Source organism: Geomonas edaphica (assembly GCF_004917075.1).
In the GTDB taxonomy this organism is placed as follows: domain Bacteria; phylum Desulfobacterota; class Desulfuromonadia; order Geobacterales; family Geobacteraceae; genus Geomonas; species Geomonas edaphica.
Map to the genome: position 1 here is coordinate 289,197 of NZ_SSYB01000004.1, position 17,323 is coordinate 306,519.

15 protein-coding genes are annotated in these 17,323 nt (G+C 59.8%); 5 read left to right on the top strand and 10 right to left on the bottom strand.

Translation table 11 applies throughout. The features are described 5' to 3' along the window. Nucleotides 1-205: 205 nt before the first annotated feature. The 10 genes from hisG to E8K79_RS12095 all read right to left on the bottom strand — a co-directional run bounded on the left by hisG (nucleotide 206) and on the right by E8K79_RS12095 (nucleotide 9,315). On the bottom strand, nucleotides 206-844 hold the full coding sequence (hisG, locus tag E8K79_RS12050) for an ATP phosphoribosyltransferase (RefSeq protein WP_136514958.1): 639 nt from the start codon (nucleotides 842-844) through the stop codon (nucleotides 206-208). A 105-nt stretch (nucleotides 845-949) separates the two neighbouring features. Continuing rightward, nucleotides 950-2,215, bottom strand: coding sequence for a UDP-N-acetylglucosamine 1-carboxyvinyltransferase (murA, locus tag E8K79_RS12055; RefSeq protein ID WP_136514959.1), 1,266 nt, complete (start codon nucleotides 2,213-2,215; stop codon nucleotides 950-952). Nucleotides 2,216-2,242: 27 nt separating this feature from the next. After that, the gene (gene prmC, locus E8K79_RS12060) at nucleotides 2,243-3,112 is read right to left on the bottom strand and encodes a peptide chain release factor N(5)-glutamine methyltransferase (RefSeq protein ID WP_136514960.1); all 870 of its coding nucleotides are present in this window, start codon (nucleotides 3,110-3,112) and stop codon (nucleotides 2,243-2,245) included. A 76-nt stretch (nucleotides 3,113-3,188) separates the two neighbouring features. After that, nucleotides 3,189-4,262: a peptide chain release factor 1 gene (gene prfA / locus E8K79_RS12065; RefSeq protein WP_136515545.1), complete on the bottom strand. Its 1,074-nt coding sequence runs from the start codon at nucleotides 4,260-4,262 to the stop codon at nucleotides 3,189-3,191. Between the two features lie 105 nt (nucleotides 4,263-4,367). Beyond that, complete coding sequence (locus E8K79_RS12070) at nucleotides 4,368-5,273, bottom strand: DUF1385 domain-containing protein (RefSeq protein WP_136514961.1); 906 nt, start codon at nucleotides 5,271-5,273, stop codon at nucleotides 4,368-4,370. A gap of 31 nt (nucleotides 5,274-5,304) precedes the next feature. After that, complete coding sequence (gene thyX / locus E8K79_RS12075) at nucleotides 5,305-5,994, bottom strand: FAD-dependent thymidylate synthase (protein ID WP_136514962.1); 690 nt, start codon at nucleotides 5,992-5,994, stop codon at nucleotides 5,305-5,307. A gap of 112 nt (nucleotides 5,995-6,106) precedes the next feature. Beyond that, nucleotides 6,107-6,310: a 50S ribosomal protein L31 gene (gene rpmE, locus E8K79_RS12080; protein ID WP_136514963.1), complete on the bottom strand. Its 204-nt coding sequence runs from the start codon at nucleotides 6,308-6,310 to the stop codon at nucleotides 6,107-6,109. Between the two features lie 101 nt (nucleotides 6,311-6,411). Beyond that, the gene (gene rho / locus E8K79_RS12085; RefSeq protein WP_135869296.1) at nucleotides 6,412-7,659 is read right to left on the bottom strand and encodes a transcription termination factor Rho; all 1,248 of its coding nucleotides are present in this window, start codon (nucleotides 7,657-7,659) and stop codon (nucleotides 6,412-6,414) included. Between the two features lie 357 nt (nucleotides 7,660-8,016). Further along, the gene (locus tag E8K79_RS12090; RefSeq protein WP_136514964.1) at nucleotides 8,017-8,439 is read right to left on the bottom strand and encodes a peptide chain release factor family protein; all 423 of its coding nucleotides are present in this window, start codon (nucleotides 8,437-8,439) and stop codon (nucleotides 8,017-8,019) included. 165 nt (nucleotides 8,440-8,604) lie between these two features. After that, on the bottom strand, nucleotides 8,605-9,315 hold the full coding sequence (locus E8K79_RS12095) for a cytidylate kinase-like family protein (protein ID WP_136514965.1): 711 nt from the start codon (nucleotides 9,313-9,315) through the stop codon (nucleotides 8,605-8,607). Nucleotides 9,316-9,463: 148 nt separating this feature from the next. Here E8K79_RS12095 and E8K79_RS12100 point away from each other — a divergent pair, with 148 nt between their 5' ends. The 5 genes from E8K79_RS12100 to E8K79_RS12120 all read left to right on the top strand — a co-directional run bounded on the left by E8K79_RS12100 (nucleotide 9,464) and on the right by E8K79_RS12120 (nucleotide 17,322). Next, a complete protein-coding gene (locus tag E8K79_RS12100) occupies nucleotides 9,464-10,333 on the top strand; it encodes an EamA family transporter (RefSeq protein ID WP_246043816.1) in 870 nt (289 codons plus the stop codon). A 299-nt stretch (nucleotides 10,334-10,632) separates the two neighbouring features. Continuing rightward, nucleotides 10,633-12,426 carry a tetratricopeptide repeat protein gene (locus tag E8K79_RS12105; protein ID WP_136515546.1) on the top strand — a complete coding sequence of 598 codons (1,794 nt, stop codon included), beginning with the start codon at nucleotides 10,633-10,635 and terminating at the stop codon, nucleotides 12,424-12,426. Nucleotides 12,427-12,588: 162 nt separating this feature from the next. Then, nucleotides 12,589-13,782, top strand: coding sequence for a tetratricopeptide repeat protein (locus tag E8K79_RS12110; protein ID WP_136514967.1), 1,194 nt, complete (start codon nucleotides 12,589-12,591; stop codon nucleotides 13,780-13,782). Nucleotides 13,783-14,037: 255 nt separating this feature from the next. Further along, the gene (locus E8K79_RS12115; RefSeq protein ID WP_162604655.1) at nucleotides 14,038-16,086 is read left to right on the top strand and encodes a methyltransferase domain-containing protein; all 2,049 of its coding nucleotides are present in this window, start codon (nucleotides 14,038-14,040) and stop codon (nucleotides 16,084-16,086) included. A gap of 300 nt (nucleotides 16,087-16,386) precedes the next feature. Next, on the top strand, nucleotides 16,387-17,322 hold the full coding sequence (locus tag E8K79_RS12120) for an NAD-dependent epimerase/dehydratase family protein (RefSeq protein ID WP_136514969.1): 936 nt from the start codon (nucleotides 16,387-16,389) through the stop codon (nucleotides 17,320-17,322). The last annotated feature ends 1 nt before the right edge of the window (nucleotide 17,323 follow it).

The following is a 17,323-nucleotide window of genomic DNA, read 5'->3' on the forward strand; positions in this document are numbered from 1 at the left end:
TTTAAACCTCGCGAATGGTGGCAATAAACTCTGTATAGACTCGCATTTACCCCCCTTTGCGAAGGGGGGCAAGGGGGGATTTAGCCGACGTAGCCGCAGCATCCTGGCTTGCAACTAATGTCAAATCCCCCTGTATCCCCCTTTGCAAAAGGGGGAAGCTGGATTGGGCCTGAAAAAGGTTGGCGAACCCTCCGCACCTATTCTCTTATATGTGCTGTTCGAGCCCTTCGATGATCTTGGAGATCCTGTCGTGCTTGGTCTTGAGGCTCGCCCGGTTGACGATGAGACGGCAGGTGATCTCGGCGATGGTCTCGATCTCAGCCAGGCCGTTTTGCTTCAGCGTCTCTCCGGTGGAAACGAGGTCGACGATGCGCTCGGAAAGCCCGACGAGCGGGGCCAGCTCGATGGAGCCGTAGAGCTTGATCAGCTCGACCTGCACACCCTTCGCCGCGAAATACTTCTCGGTGACGTTCGGGTACTTGGTGGCGATCCTGATGTTGTTCCAGGCGGCCGGATCGTCCTTGCTGGAGAGTTCCACCGGCTCGGCGACCATCAGGCGGCAGTAGCCGAACTTCAGGTCGAGCGGTTCGTACAGATCCTTTTCAGCCTCCATCAGGGTGTCCTTGCCGACGATGCCGAGATCGGCGCAGCCGTACTCGACGTAGGTGGGAACGTCGGTCGCGCGGACGATCATGTAACGCATCTTCTGCTCGTGGTTCACGAAGACGAGTTTGCGGGTGTCGGAGAGAAGCTCTTCGCAGTCGATGCCGATCTTCTTGAAGAGGGCAACGGAGTCCTGAAGGATGCGGCCTTTGGGGATGGCTATGGTGACGTAATCGGTCATTTTAAAAACTCCGGTGGAGCATGGCATTTAAAACTGTGGACCTGGTGAACCTTGAACCGGCGGCACGGGGGCCTTGAGGCTTGGGGGCGGAGGCCCCCTTCCGAACTAGGGACCTTCGGTGTCCGGGACGCGGACGATGTCGGCGCCGAGGGCGGCGAGCTTCTTCTCGATGTTCTCGTAACCGCGATCCAGATGGTAGATCCTCGAGATCTCGCTGGTGTTGTCGGCGGCAAGGGCGGCCAGGATCAACGAGGCGGATGCCCTCAGGTCGGTCGCCATGACGGGCGCGCCGGAAAGCTTCTTGACGCCTTTCACGGTGGCGCTGTTCCCCTCGCAGATGATATCGGCGCCGAAACGCAGCAGCTCGGAGACGTGCATGAAGCGGTTCTCGAAGATGTTCTCCGAGATCACGCTGGCGCCTTCGGCGATACACATGAGGGCCATGAACTGGGCCTGCATGTCGGTCGGGAAGCCCGGGTACGGACGGGTCTTGATGTTGACGTTCCTGATCTTCTTGGGCCCTTTGACGCGAACCACGTTGTCCTTGTTGGTGATCTCGACGCCGGCGTCCTGCAGCTTGAAGGTCAGGGCGTCCAGATGCTCCAGACGCATGTTCTTGATCTTGATGTCGCCGCCGGTGATGGCCGAGGCGATCATGAAGGTCCCGGCCTCGATGCGGTCCGGCATCACGGCATGCTCGGCCGCGGTCAACTGCTCGACACCCTTGATCCTGATCGTGTCGGTGCCGGCACCCTCGATGTTGGCGCCCATCTTGGTGAGAATTTCGGCGAGATCGACGATCTCCGGCTCGCGCGCGGCGTTCTCGAGGATGGTCTCACCCTGCGCGGTGGCGGCGGCCATCAAGAGCTGCTCGGTGCCGCCGACGGTGGAGATGTCGAAGTTGATGCGGGCACCTTTGAGCTTCTTGGCCTTCGCCTCGACGTAGCCGTGCTCAAGGGTGATCTCGGCACCAAGCGCGGCGAGCCCTTTCAGGTGCAGGTTGATCGGGCGGGCGCCGATGGCGCAGCCGCCGGGGAGCGACACGCGGGCCTGGCCGAAACGGGCGAGGAGCGGTCCGAGCACCAGGACGGAGGCGCGCATGGTGCGCACCAGGTCGTAGGTGGCCTCCCAGCTGTTCAGGTCGGTGGTGTCGATCTTCACGACGTTGCCGCGGCCGTCGACCTTGGCACCCAGTTTCTCGAGCACCTTGATGGTGGTGTTGATATCCCTCAGGAAGGGGACGTTGCTGATGGTGTGGCACCCGGGTGCCAGGATGGTCGAGATGAATATGGGGAGGGCGGCGTTCTTCGACCCGCTGACGGTCACTTCTCCGGAGAGTTTGTTGCCACCTTTGATTACCAGTTTTTCCACTGTTACCTCTGTCTGTTTCTTCGTTTATTAGGCGGTGCGGCCTGTCAGCCTGCCGCCGACAACCCGCTCGATTCCGGCGGGATCGGTCTGCGTGAAAGTCTCCTCGGTGAAGCCTGCTGCCTTCAAAAGGCCAAGAACCTGGGGAGCCTGACCGGCACCCACCTCGAAGATGAGCCAGCCGCCGGCGTTCAAGTGCTCGGGAGCCGCATCGACGATGCTGCGGTAGAAGTCGAGGCCGTCGGCCCCTCCGTCGAGTGCTCCGGCCGGTTCGAAGCCGCGCACCTCGGGCTGCAAAGTCGCCATTTCATGGTTGGGGATGTAAGGCGGGTTGGATACTACCATGTCGAAGCGGCGTCCGGCAAACGGTTCAAACAGGGAACCGTGAAAAAATTGCACTGCGGCGCCGTTGGCCTCGGCGTTGCCACGAGCGACGGTAAGGGCCTCGCCGGAGACGTCGACGCTGTTCACCTCGCATTGCGGCAGCGCTTTCGCGAGCGCGACGGCAACGCAGCCGCTCCCGGTGCCGATGTCGAGGATGCTTGCAGCGGCTCCTCCCCTCGCGATCGCCTCGGTCACCAGGACTTCGGTGTCGTGGCGCGGGATCAGTACTGCCGGGGTGACGCGGAACTCGAGGCCCATGAACTCCTGGGTCCCGAGGATGTACTGCAGGGGCTCGCGCTTGCCGCGCCGCGCCACCATGCCGCGGTAGGCGGTGAGCTCGGCATCGGACAGGGGCTTGTCGAAGTTGAGGTAGAGGCCGACCCGGTCCAGGGAAAGTGCGTCGCAGAGCATCCACTCCGCTTCAAGGCGCGGGTTCTCAACGCCTTTTTCGGCAAGGTACCCCTTGGTCCAGTTGAGAACCTTGAGGACATCCCATTTTTCGGGGTTGGTGGTCATGGCAACCTGCTTTGGACGTTGTGGACCTGGTGGGCCGGTGAGGCCGGCGGACTCAAGGGGGCCGCGAACGGCTTAGTTACATCCCTTCGCTCTGCGCTTGCAGGGCTTCCATCTGGTAATGGGCACGCAGGGCATTGGCGATCTCGGTGATGTCACCAGCCATGATGGAGTCGAGACGGTAAAGGGTGAGTCCGATGCGATGATCGGTCATGCGCCCCTGCGGGAAGTTGTAGGTCCTGATACGTTCGCTGCGGTCGCCGCTGCCTACCTGGCTCTTCCTGTCGGCGGCAAGCTTCGCGTTTTGCTCCATCACGATGTTGTCCAGTATCCTGGACTTCAATACCTTCATGGCCTTCGCGCGGTTCTTGATCTGGCTGCGCTCTTCCTGGCAGGCAACCACGGTGCCGGTCGGGAGGTGGGTGATCCTGACCGCAGAGTCCGTCGTGTTGACGTGCTGCCCACCGGCTCCGGAGGAGCGGTACACGTCGATCTTCAGATCGGTGGGGTTGATGTCGATATCGATGTCCTCGGCCTCGGGCATGACCGCGACGGTGCAGGCGCTCGTGTGGATGCGCCCCTGCGCCTCGGTCTCGGGAACGCGCTGTACGCGGTGGGTGCCGGACTCGTATTTCAGTTTTGCGAAGACGCCATCCCCCTCGACGAGCGCGATGACCTCTTTGAAGCCCCCACGCTCGGACTCGGAGGCGGAGATGATCTCGACTTTCCAGCGGTTGGTTTCGGCGAAGCGGCTGTACATGCGGAAGAGGTCGCCGGCAAAGAGGGCGGACTCGTCACCGCCGGTACCGGCACGGATCTCGAGAACGACACTCTTGTCGTCGTTGGGGTCTTTCGGAAGCAGCAGGACCTTGATCTCGCTTTCCAGTTGCTCGCGGCGCTCTTCGAGGCTCTCCAGTTCGGCCTGAGCCATCTCGCGCATCTCCTGGTCCGGCTCCTTAAGGAGTTCCTTGTTCCCCTCGATGTCGGCAAGCACCTTCTTGTACTCGCGGTAGGCGGTGATCAGCTCGGCGAGGCCGGAGTGCTCCTTGGAGAGCTTGCGGAACTCGGTCTGGTTCGCCAGCACCTCAGGGTCGGAAAGGAGCGACTCGAGCTCCTCGAAACGGACTTCAAGATCTGCGATTTTGTCAAAGATGGACATCTAAAACACCTCAATACGTTCAACGTTCAACGTTCAACGTTAAAAGCAAACAGGGCAGGCCCAAAGTCTCTTAACGCGGAACGTTGAACGTGTTTTTAGTTACACCACCAGCCGGTCGTCCTTGTGGCCGCCGTTCAGCTCGAGCGCCACCTGCATGGACTTGATGGCAACCTCGATCTGGCTGTCGTCCGGCTCGCGGGTGGTCAGGCGCTGCAGGGCAAGCCCCGGCGCGATGATCATCTTCACCAGCGGGTGGTTATCGTGCTTCGCGGTCCACCTGAGGACCTCGTAGGAAAGCCCGGCGATCATCGGCAGCAGGACGATCCTCGAACCGGCCTTGAAATAAAACGGCCAGAGCTTCGGGATCAGGGAGAACACTACGATGCTGACCAGCATGACGATGAGAAGAAAACTCGTGCCGCAACGCGGGTGGAGGCAGCTGTACTTGCGCACGTTCTCGACGATGAGTTCCTCGCCCGCCTCGAAGGTGAAGATCGATTTGTGCTCGGCGCCGTGGTACTGGAACACCCGCTGGATGTCCTTCATCCTCGAGATACCGACGATGTAGATGAGGAACACAGCAACGCGGATCACGCCGTCAACCAGGTTGAAGACGATGTTCGAGTCGCCGATGACCGGAACGAGCAGCTTGGTGAGGTAGAGCGGGAGGATGAAGAAAAGCAGGATGCCGAAGCCGAAGGCCGCACCCATGGTGCCGGCGATGGCCCAGTTGTTGATCTCTTCCTTCTCCTCGCCCTCGGCAAGCGCCTCGTTCGCAGAGAAGTTGAGCGCCTTGATACCGGTAGCCAGCGACGAGAAGAGCGCCACCGCGCCGCGCACGATGGGGAGCTTGGTGATGGGGTACCGCTCGGAGAGCGGGATCACCGTTTCGCTCTTAACGGATATGTCGCCGTCGGGGCGCCGTACCGCAATGGCCAGCGAGCGCGGAGCCCGCATCATGACACCTTCCAAAACCGCCTGACCGCCAATGTTGATCTTTGACACGTGTTACCTCGTGTGTTGAAACGAAGGGAAACTACATTTCGCGGAAAAAATCTCTGACTTGCACCATCTTCCCACAGCACATGGCGCCTTCGGGGCAGGGGCCACCAAGGCAGCCGGGACCGGCCTTCTCGAAGACGGTAGGCGCCACCGACTTCACCAGCCGGAGCATCTCGATCGCCATGGCGCGGATCTCCCACTGCGCCCTTTCGCAGCAGCGCACCGCGAAGAAGTGCAGAAGCTCCCTTGCGTTCATGGTGATGATGATCTTGGTCTCGGTCGCGTTCGGGAGCAGGTAACGCGCATCCTCAGCCGGGACACCCGCCTCTACCAGCGCGGCATAGGCAGCATGCACAGCCGCCACCTGCGCTTCGAAAAGCCTCAGGTGCTCGGGGTTGCCGGCGATGGAATCGGGGGTCACGACCGCGAAACGCTCCTTGTGGGAGACGTAGCGCTGGGACTGCTGGGAAAAGGAGGCTACCCGGTGCCGCACCAGCTGATGGCTGGTGACGCGCGAGATCCCGTCCACGCCGAAGGTGAACGAGGCGTGCTCAAGCACCGACTGGTGCCCAAGCGACATGATCTTGTCCAGGAATTTTTTAACGTCGGCGCCGGAAAGCTTCTCCTTGAGCGCCTCGATATCTGCCGACGAATAGCAGAGTCGGGCCGCCAAGGCGATGGTCAACTCGGGCTCGGGGGTGTGTTGCAGAAGGGCAACCTTCATGAAGATCCTTCAAAAGACAACATGTTGTGCGATCGTGTCATAGAAAACGAAACAAGGGGATTTCGCCATGTGACAAAATCCCCTCCGAACGGATTCGCAAACGCGAAAGCAGCTACTTCTCCAGGTTGTATCTCCTGCGGAAGCGCTCGACGCGGCCGGCGGTGTCGATCAGCTTCTGCTTGCCGGTGTAGAACGGATGGCACTGCGAGCAAATCTCGGTGCTGATCTCCGCCTTGGTGGAACGGGTCTGGAACTCGTTACCGCACAGGCACTTCACGGTAATTTCTTCGTACTTGGGGTGGATCCCTTCTTTCATTATCTTCCTCCTCGCGGGGACGCACCCCGTTATCTAACTTGATAGGTATTGCCGGAAAGTAGCCATAAATAGCACCTCCCCCGCAAAATTTCAACAGTTTTTTACTTGCTCATGGAATCGAGGAAGGCCTGGTTCGTCTTGGTCCCCTGCAGCTTCGAGATCAGGAACTCCATGGAGTCGACCACGTTCATCGGGTGGAGCACCTTCCTGAGGATCCAGATCCGGTTCAGGGATGCCTGCGGGATGAGGAGTTCTTCCTTCCTGGTCCCCGATTTGTTGATATCGATGGCGGGGAAGGTCCTCTTCTCGACGAGCTTTCTGTCCAGGTGGAGTTCCATGTTGCCGGTGCCCTTGAACTCCTCGAAAATGACCTCGTCCATCTTGGAGCCGGTATCGACCAGGGCCGTCGCGATGATGGTGAGCGAGCCACCTTCCTCGATGTTGCGGGCGGCGCCGAAGAAGCGCTTCGGCTTATGCAGTGCGTTCGAGTCGACACCACCGGAGAGGATCTTGCCGGACGGCGGGATCACGGTGTTGTAGGCGCGTGCCAGACGGGTGATCGAGTCGAGCAGGATGACGACGTCGCGCTTGTGCTCGACGAGACGCTTCGCCTTCTCGATGACCATCTCGGCAACCTGGATGTGACGGGAGGCCGGCTCGTCGAAGGTGGAGGAGATGACCTCGCCCTTAACGGAGCGCTGCATGTCGGTGACCTCTTCCGGGCGCTCGTCGATCAAGAGGACGATCAGGAACACCTCGGGGTGGTTCAGCGCGATGGAGTTTGCGATGTTCTGGATGAGCATCGTCTTGCCGGTGCGCGGCGGAGCGACGATGAGGCCCCTCTGCCCCTTGCCGATCGGCGCGACCAGTTCCATGACGCGGCTCGACATGTTGTCCGGGGTGGTCTCGAGGATGAGCTTCTCTTCCGGGTAGAGCGGGGTCAGGTTGTCGAAGAGGATCTTGTCGCGGGCGACCTCGGGAGACTCGTGGTTGACGGTCTCGACCTTGAGGAGCGCGAAGTAGCGCTCGCCTTCTTTCGGCGGCCTGATCTGGCCGGCAACGGTGTCGCCGGTGTGCAGGTTGAAACGACGGATCTGGGACGGCGAAACGTAGATGTCGTCCGGCCCCGGCAGGTAGTTGTAATCCGGCGCCCTCAGGAAACCGAACCCGTCAGGCAGGGTCTCGAGGACCCCCTCGCCGAAGATCATGCCGTTCTTCTCGGTCTGGGCGTTGAGGATGGCGAAGATCAGGTCCTGCTTCCTGAGACTCGAAGCCCCCTCGATGTTCAACGCCTTGGCAATGGCCGTGAGATCGTTGATTTTCTTTTCTTTAAGTTCCTGTAGGTTCATCTGTTCTCCTGATATGACGCAAATGTAGAGCTAACGGCGTTCGCCTGAATGGAAAGCACGGGGATGTCGCACCGAACGGCATGGATGTACATGCGAGGTGTGCCTGATGAGCGCTAACGTGTAAAGGATCTGTGAATTATTAACCCTGGTTTACTCTAGAGGTGTCGAGCCGGTTCGGTATGAGAAAGTTTGGGGTATTTAAGGTGTCTGCTAAAGGTCTTATTGAGGATAATGGAAATTTATACCCTTGTCCTCATAACCTTGTCAACTTTATTTTTAGAAGCTTTACGGAGTAAATCAGACGCACGTGGCAAGAAACAACAGCGTGTTCTGTCACCTTAAGCGGTCAATATATTGTCACAGATCCTGACCGGTTGCCGCATCTTCCCCGCTTTCCGGCTCCATCTCCTCCCCATCTGCAGCAACGGTGCCATATTTTACGGTGCCTCGACGTTTTCTGCGCGACTTCTGCCGTTTCAGCTTTTCCGCCGCCATCTCCTTCCTAGTCTTGCCGCCACCGGCCCCTTCCAGCTTCTCCAAAAGCAGACGCCGGGCCAGGAAGCGGTTCAGCGACTGGCTGCGCGACTCCATGCATTTGACCTCGATCCCGGTGGGGAGATGCTTTATATACACGCACGAGGAGCTCTTGTTCACGTGCTGCCCGCCACGCCCGGAAGCGTGCACGAAGCGCTCTTCCAGATCCTTCTCGGCGACCCCGAACTGCTCCATCTTTTCCTTGAGCCAGCGGTTTTTCTCCTCGCTCACCGCAAAATCGGCCATATTGCCCCCCTTTGAGTCGCCGGCCATGATAGCGTCCGACAATGGGGAAGTCAAAGATGACTTATGGTGTCTTATGGGAAGGATGCGCAGGTCGCGACGCCTATCCCCTCTCCTTCCAGGAGAGGGGGATGGACACAGGGTCACGTTGTAGGGGGTGGGCGAACTTTAGCGGCCGGATGACGGCAGCACCACGTCGGCCATCAGGGTGGCGATCTGCGTCGCCGTGAACCGGTTGTTGTTGAAGATAAGGTGATAGAGGGTCGGATCGGTAATGTCCCGCCCGAGGAAATCCTTTAGGAAGGCATCGCGCTGGCGCTGTTTATCCCGGACCTTGTCCTGGGCCTCGTCCGCGGAAATGCCGCAGCGGGCGGCGACCGATTTCACCTTGTAGCTCATCGGCGCGACGATCCGGAAGTGGTAACAGTTGCCGGTGTTCTGGGTGAGGATCGAGGCACCCCGCCCCACCAGGATCACGTTTCCTTCGGTGGCAAGCGCCAAGATCTGGCGGCAGAGCAGGCGGTAATAGTCCTTGTCGCTCTTCCAGCGCGGCGAGAAGGTCGAGAGCATGTCGTCGAGGAAGCGGTTCTTCATCCCCAGGTTCTCCAGGATCTCCTGGTTGAGGTTATGGTCCTTCGCTACCGCATCGAGCAGGGCGCGGTCCATCACCAGCCAGGGCTTGCCGCTGCGGCTCTCCAAAAGCGCTTGCAGCCTTTCCGCCACCGGATACCCCTCGCAGCCGAACTCGCGGGTGATGGTGACCGTCGGGTTGCCCCGCTCCACGTTCACGAAGCCGTGCTCATGCAGGTTCCTCCGGCCCACCTCCATCAGCCCGCGCAGCCTCTGCTCGATGGAAGGGATCAAAATGCTCTTGGACATGGCACCCTCCTGTACAGGTTAATTCCCTGGCCCCACACGTCTAATTAGGCCCCTTTTTGCGCGACAGTCAACCGCCCGGCGCCATTCTTTCAAGCGCATACGCGAGGTTACTGCTGCGGCGCCGCTTTTTTCCGTTATCATTTCCGACATGATGCCCCTATGGTTTCCTCTCACCGTGATCTCCGCTTTCTTCCTCGCCACCAGCGACGCGACGACGAAGCGCGCCCTCGAGGGGCGCAACGAATACCTCGTTACCTGGCTGCGCATCGTCCCCACCTTGCCGCTCTTTCTGATTCCGCTCCCCTTCATCCCGGTGCCGGAAATCGGTGACGACTTCTATTTTTGCGTCTTCACCGCGCTGCCCTTGGAAACCATCGCCATCATCCTCTACACAAAGGCGCTCAAGCTCTCGCCACTGTCGCTCACCCTGCCGCTTCTGTCGCTTACACCGCTACTCCTTTTGGTGGTGCCGTTTCTGCTCTTGGGCGAACGGATCTCCCCCATGGGGGGGGCCGGGATCCTCCTCATCGCGCTTGGTGGCTACCAGCTGAAATCGGGCCAGGGGGAGAGCGGGTTCCTCGCCCCTCTGAAAGCGATCGTGCGGGAAAAGGGCGCCCTCTGCATGCTCGGCGTCGCGGCGATCTACAGCGTCACCTCGACGCTCGGCAAGCGCGCCATCGCCGCCTCCTCTCCCCTTTTCTTCGCCGCGGTCTACCTGCCGCTCCTGGTTCTCGCCGTCACCCCGATCACCCTCTACAAGGGGCGCGGCGAACTGGGACATGCCGCGCGCAACGGCACGGTGAAGTCAGCCCTGCTCCCCGGCGTCTGCTACGCGCTGCAGGCGCTCACCCACGTCTACGCGGTCAACCTGACCAACGTGGCCTACATGATCGCGGTGAAACGCCTGAGCCTTCTCTTCGGCGTCCTGTACGGCCATTACCTTTTCAAGGAACGCGGCGGCATCGTCCCCACCCTCATCATGCTGGCGGGCGTCTTCCTCATCGTGCTCGGCGGATGATCGGTCGCCCGCAACGGCACGCCGCGAGCCGTCGGGAAATTGACAAAACCGCAGCATATGATCTTTTCAAAATGTTGACGGGGATGTCACCGGGACCCACCGCTCTTACACACCTTACTTCTGTCGGGCGCGTGAAGCCGCGCTCCGCCTTTCCCACCCCGAAGGATTATCAGCCCGACCGCCGAGCGCTCCGGCCTCTGGCATGGCAGTTGCTTTCGATCAACCTGATCAGCATCGCCCGCACCCTGGCGGAGACCCGAAGCGGGCACGCTTTCGACCAAATCGTAATGGAGATACTCATGAGCCAGCTAGTTACCCGCCCGAACGGCGGCCCGGTCGCCGTGGTTGAGAACGGCACGCTCGTTTCAGCCATCGTCGTCACCCGCAACCGCGAATCCCACCTCAGGGAGTGCCTTAGCGGACTTATGGAGCAGAGCATCGCCGACAGGATGGAGGTCATCCTGGTGGACCAGGGCTCCGACGAATGCGAATGGGCCGTGGCGGCTGACCTGCAAAGGCGGTACGGAAACCTCATCACGCTTAAGGTCCCCGCCGCATCCGCGGTTAAAGCGGTGAACATGGCGCTCAAGATGGCGTCGGGCAGGTACCTCACCATACTCGACGCCACCGACCGCATGAGGCGCGACGCCTACGAGCAGTTGGCCGCGGCGCTGGAAACCAACCCGACCGCGATGCTCGCCTACGGCGACACCTGCTTTACCGCCATCCCCCACGAAAACTTCGCAAACCATACCAGCTACGGCAAGGTGATCTGGCCCGACTACACGGTACAGCAGCTCTCCCAGCTCTCCGAGGTGGCACCGCACCCGCTCTGGCGCAGGGAGCTGCATGACAGCATCGGTTTCATCCCGGAGGGGTACCCGAACCACGGCATGCGCGAGTTCCTGCTGAAGACGGTGGAGCGCTTCCGTATCCAGCACATCGAAGAGTTCACCGGGCTCAAGCTGATCGCCGCGAGCAGCCAGACTGTCAGGTCCGAGCCCCACGCGGCGGCACCGGTACAGGAACAGTTTTCTTCGCAGCCGCTGCAGAGCTTCGAGCAAGCCGCCCCGGCGCAGACAGCACGACCTGCCCCCGCCACGCTCGGCCCGGACGAGGCCTACACGGACCTCAAACCGATCCTTTCCGGGGGCGACATGGACAAGGTGGAAAGGGCGCTCAAGGAGCATCTGCTGCGCTACCCGAACCACGCCGTGGCGCACAACGATCTGGCCGCGGTGAGCTACCAGCTCGGCAATTGCGAGCAGGCTCTGAAGCACTACCGCGAGGCGGTCCGCCTGCAGCCGGACGAGGATGTCTACCTGAAGAATCTGGCCGACCTCCTCTACGTCGAGACGGACGGGACCGAAGAAGCGATCTCCATCTACCTGAAGCTCCACGAGAAGTCCCCGCGCGACGTGGAGACCCTGCTGAACCTGGGCATCATCTGCGAGGGGGTTGGGCAGCCGGCCGAGGCGGAATCGTTCCTCCAGAGGGTGCTCGAGATCGAGCCTTGGAACCAGGCGGCGCGCGAGCGCCTGAAAGCACTTAGAGAGGCAGCGGCCACCCCGGCACAAGCAAGCATCACGTCAGCGGCACCCGTCCCGGCTTGCGAGGATGACGAACTGACCGCGGAGGAGCTCTACGAGGTCTCGCAGCAGATGGTGCAAAGCGGCGACCGCTCAGGCGCCGAGACCAAACTGCACAAACTTATCGAGATTTACCCCGACTTCGCCCCGGCACACAACGATCTGGCCGTACTCGCCTACGAGCACGGGGACACGGAGACCGCCCGCATCCACTACGAAAAAGCGGCGCAGTTGAGGCCGGGTAACGGCACCTTCAGGAAGAACCTCGCCGACTTCTACTTCGTGGAGGGGTACGACGTGGACGGTGCCATCAACATCTACCTGGAAGAGCTCGAAAAGGAACCGAAGAACATCGAGACGCTTATGGGTCTGGGTAAGATCTGCGCCCTTTTGGACCGCCCTGCGGAGGCGGAAAGCTTCTATGGCAAGGTGATCAACCTGGAGCCCTGGAACCGTGAAGCCCGCGAAAGCCTGAACTCGCTAAAGCAGGCGGTGAACGGGTAACTGAAAAACGGGTTCTACGTTCTAGGTTCTAGGTTCTACGTTAACAACCAACACCTACTGGTCGTGCCCCGTCTTACTGGGGACGGGGCAACTTTTTATTAAAGTTTCGCCCGGCTTGCGCCGATACGTACAGCGGGTGGCAAGCCCGAGGCGGAGGACGTTATGGCAATGAAAACAGCATGGGATTACGTGAGCGACATGTTCGATACGCTTACGTCGCAGGACACCATGAGGGCACAGGCAGCGACCGGCGCCATGGCCTCGGGTGCGACCTTCTTCCAGAAGAAGGACTACACCCGCGCGGCCAACGAGTTCAAACGCGCCATTTCGCTCGATCCCACCACCGCGCAGCCGTACAACCTCCTCGCCAACGCATATCTCGCGCAGAACAAGACCGATGAGGCCATCAAGACCTACAAAAGCTCCCTCGCCCTCGACCCCACCCAGGACTCGGTGCACACCAACCTCGGGAACATCTACCTGCAACAGAAGAAGTACAACCTGGCGGAGAAGGAGTTCAAAGAGGCCGCGCGTCTTAACCCCAGCGACACCCTCGCGCCCTACACACTCGGACAGCTATACCTGCAGACCGACCGCCTGAGCGAAGCGGAGGCGCAGTTTAAGAAGGTCGCCAAGATGGCCCCCAACGACCCGAACCCCTACTACAGCTTAGGTGTCACCTACAACAAACAGGGGAAGTACGAGGAGGCGGTGAAGGAGCTGACCAAGGCTGTGAAGATCCGGCCGAAGATGGCAGCGGCCCACTTCGAACTGGGCGTTGCCTACTCCGAACTCGGCGACAGCACCAACGCCCAGCAGGAAGTGAACAAACTGACCATACTGGACGCGTCGCAGGGGGCGCTTTTGAAGGCGACCATCGCCCAGCCGCAGATGGTGGCGGCCGGCGGCGGCGATACCGACACCTTCTTTCCGGCACTCGAGTCCGGAACGGCGCTCGTCGGCCTTCTCGGGGTCGACAGCACCACTGGACAGCCGCTCCAGTCCAAGGCCTTCAGTCTCACCTTTTATTTCGATTCGGCGATGGACCCGAAATCGGTGCAGGACACGAGCAACTGGACTATCACGAAGGCGAGCGGCGGCGCCGCCGGTTATTACAACAACCTTCTGCCAGTGCTCCCGACCGAGGCGTACATCCCGCAGAACCCGATTAGCGTGGTCTACGACCAGGAGAAGCAATCCGCCACCATCACCTTCCTGCTGAGCCAGAACTCCACCAATAACGCGACCATCGACCCGTCCCACATGGTCTTCAAGTTCTCCGGTACCGACTCCCGCGGTAAGATCATGGATCCGACAGCAGACGAGTTCGACGGCGCAGCACAAACCCCCTTCTAAAACAGATTCAACACATCCACTCATCCGTGATAAGTGACTGGAGTGGCCAGTCACTTGCCGCCCACCCACCATTAAGCCCCTCTTGCCGTACCGATTCATTTTTTTGACATACTCATAAAAAAAACCACTCCAGAAACTGGCACATGCATTGCTCTACTATGTAGGGATATGGCAGTGCCCACGGGAGCGTCGAAGAATTCGGGTGCACGAAAGGATGAAAATCAGATGCAAGAACCTTATAGGAACGACTCAGGCATGACTAACTCCACCTGCACTGCGGATGTGGTCGTCACCGCCTCATCATGCTGGTGCGGGGGGACGCTACGGCGTTCGGTGCACCCTCTCTACGCGGAATGTACTTCCTGCGGCACCCATGTTGTCAGGGAAATGCTCACCGAGGAGGATCTGCAGCGGTTCTACACCATGGGAGGTTACTGGCACGAGTACATGAGCGAAGTCGTGAACTTCCCAAGCATAGAACAGCGCTCTTTTAACGATTTCCATGACCGCATACCGGTGTGGCACCAGATACTCTCGGGAATCAAGGCCGCCCCAGAGCGACTCCTGGAGATCGGCTGCGCGCATGGCGGGTTTCTCTCCTACTGTCGAGACCATGGCGCGAAGGAGGTCGTGGGTGTCGAGGTAGACGAGAATACTTGTTCCTTCGCACGAAGCAGATTCAATCTGCCGCACGTCGTGAGCGGACTATTTCCGGATGTCGAGCTCCCCTTCCAGAAGTTCGACGCCATTACCGGGTTCGATGTAATCGAACATTTCAGGGACCCACTTAAGGGGCTCCGAGCGGTAGCCGATCACCTAACCGATGACGGGATCTTCGTCTTCCAGACCCCCTGCTACAGGGGAGAGTCTTCCACCTGGGCCCAGTTCAAGCCGAAGGAACACCTGTTCCTTTACAACGAGCGGAGCGTGAAGCGCCTCTTCGATCTCTGCGGGCTTTCCATAACACAGGTCATGCCCGGCTTCTTCAAGGACGACATGTTCGTCATCGGTCGCAAGGCCCCTAAGGTAAAGCAAGTGCTGTTCGTGCGGCCTGACTCCATCGGTGACAGCGTCCTCGCCTCCTCTATGCTGCCACATATAAAGACACGCTACCCTGATGCGCGCCTCACCGTCCTCTGCCTCTCTCATGTGGCCGAATTGTACGAATCTTCCCCCCACGTCGACGCGGTGATCGGGTTCGACAGGGGGAGGGCCATCTTCAACGAACAGTACCGCAATCTCTTGGTGCAGCGGATAGCCGCGCTACGCGCGGATGTCGCCCTCTACTCCGTTTACTCGCGGGACCTGCTGCACGACTTCTTCGCAATCTGCAGCGGCGCAACAGAGAGGATCGCAATGCATGGCAACCTCTGCAACATGCCTCGCGAGATAAGGGATGAGAACAACCCGCACTTCACGCAGTTGGTCGAGTCCGATGGGGAGTGGAAGCCGGAGTTAGATAGGCACCGCGACTTCCTGTTCGCTCTTGGCATCGATCCCGGTCCACTCCGGGCGACCGTGTGGCTTACCGAGGAGGACCACCGCTTCGCGGACGACTTCTTCACGGAGCACGGGCTAGAGCCGCGAAACTGCGTCACGCTTTTCTCCGGCGCCCAGTCCCCACAGCGCAACTACGAACATTTTGGGAAGGCGCTTGCCCCCGTCTGCCGCGAGGAAGGCCTTTCCCTCATCGCCGTCGGCTCTGCCTCCGAACATGAGTTGGGACGACGAAACCTCGACGAGAGCGGGGCGGCAGGAATAAACATGTGCGGGAAACTAACCCTGCGCCAGGTCGCCGCGATTATCGGCCGCTGCCGCCTTGCCGTCGGAGCGGAAACGGGGACCGCCCACATCGCCTGCGCAGTAGGCACACCAAACGTGATTCTCCTAGGAGGGGGGCATTTCGGCCGCTTCGTCCCGTACACAACGCTCACCACGGTTGCCTGCCTGCCGCTTGCCTGCTACCGCTGCAACTGGCGCTGCCCCTATACCAAAGCCCACTGCGTCAAGAGCCTAAACCCGGCGGTGCTCACCGCGGCGATCAAATCGGCCCTCACGGAGACCACGGAAACGATCAGAATGTTCTGCCAGGACCGGAGCATGTGGCTTCCGCTCTCCAATGAGCCAGCCTGGCGGGGGTTGGGGGACATAGTTGACGGACAACCTATCGAGGTCATCACCGTTGCTGAAACCACCCCGACAATACCTTGGGCATCGAACGACGCAACGCGAGTCGAAGGGATGCAGCGCACTTTGGGAGCGCAGCAGCACAGACATCGGCAGAACCTTTTCTCTGGCAGCTGACTTGGAATTGTGGGCCCGCACGACGGGGCGGCACAGACGCCGCTTTAACCTCCTGCTGCACAGAAACTTGAAGCCAGACACTTCAATGTCACCAGGATGGCCAGCACCAAGCCGGCACCGCTTATCCCGCCCTTCTCATTCATGTGCGTCAAAGATCCAGGCACCCGATCCATCGAATCAAAACTTTGACTCAACACAACAGCGCGTATTATTTAGTTTTTTCGCTTCAAGACGAGCCACGACCCTCGGCATGCCCTTTGCAAAATGTAGCAGAATTAAAATTTTTTCTGGAGCAACTTCATGAAACAAAACGTCCTAGTGACCGGCGCCGCCGGGTACCTCGGCTCCATCATCTGCGAACACTTGCTTGACGCCGATTACCGCGTTACCGCACTCGATTCACTCATCTACGGCGAACAGAACCTTAACCATCTTTGCGCCAATCCAGACTTTGATTTCATCAGGGGTGATGCACGTAGTAAAGATGTGCTTAAGCCGCTAGTTAAAAATGCCGATGTCATCATCCCGCTGGCAGCAATCGTGGGGGCTCCGGCATGTGACCGCGACCCTTCCCTCGCCACCTCGACCAACCGCGATGCGGTTTCGCTTCTTCTAGAGCTGCGGGGGAAGGAGCAATTCATCGTGTACCCCACCACTAACAGTGGCTACGGCACAAAAACCGGCGACGTCTTCTGCACTGAGGAGTCTTCCCTCGATCCGATCTCTCTCTACGGCCGCACCAAGGTTGAAGCTGAGGAGTTAGTACTTTCTGCGGGAAACTCTATCACCTTGCGACTCGCCACCGTTTTCGGCATGTCTCCCCGTCCGAGACTCGACCTCCTGGTTAACCACTTCACCTACACCGCCTTCTTCGACGGCTACATCGTCATCTTCGAAAAAGACTTCAAACGCAACTATATCCACATCCGCGACGTCGCCGATTGCTTCATCCATTGCATGCGCAACTCAGACAAGATGACCGGGCCCTACAACGTAGGACTGGACGCCGCTAACCTCTCCAAAGAGGAATTGGCACTCAAGATCAAGGAATACCTCCCCCAGTTCTACATCCACTTCTCAGAAGTGGGAAGCGATCCCGACAAGAGGAACTATGTGGTTTCTAGCCAGCGCCTGCGCGAGGCTGGTTTTGAAGCAAAGCGCTCCCTGGACGACGGTATCACTGAGCTGATAAAAGGCTTCCGCCTCATTGGACGCATGCAGGGCAGGAACATCTAGC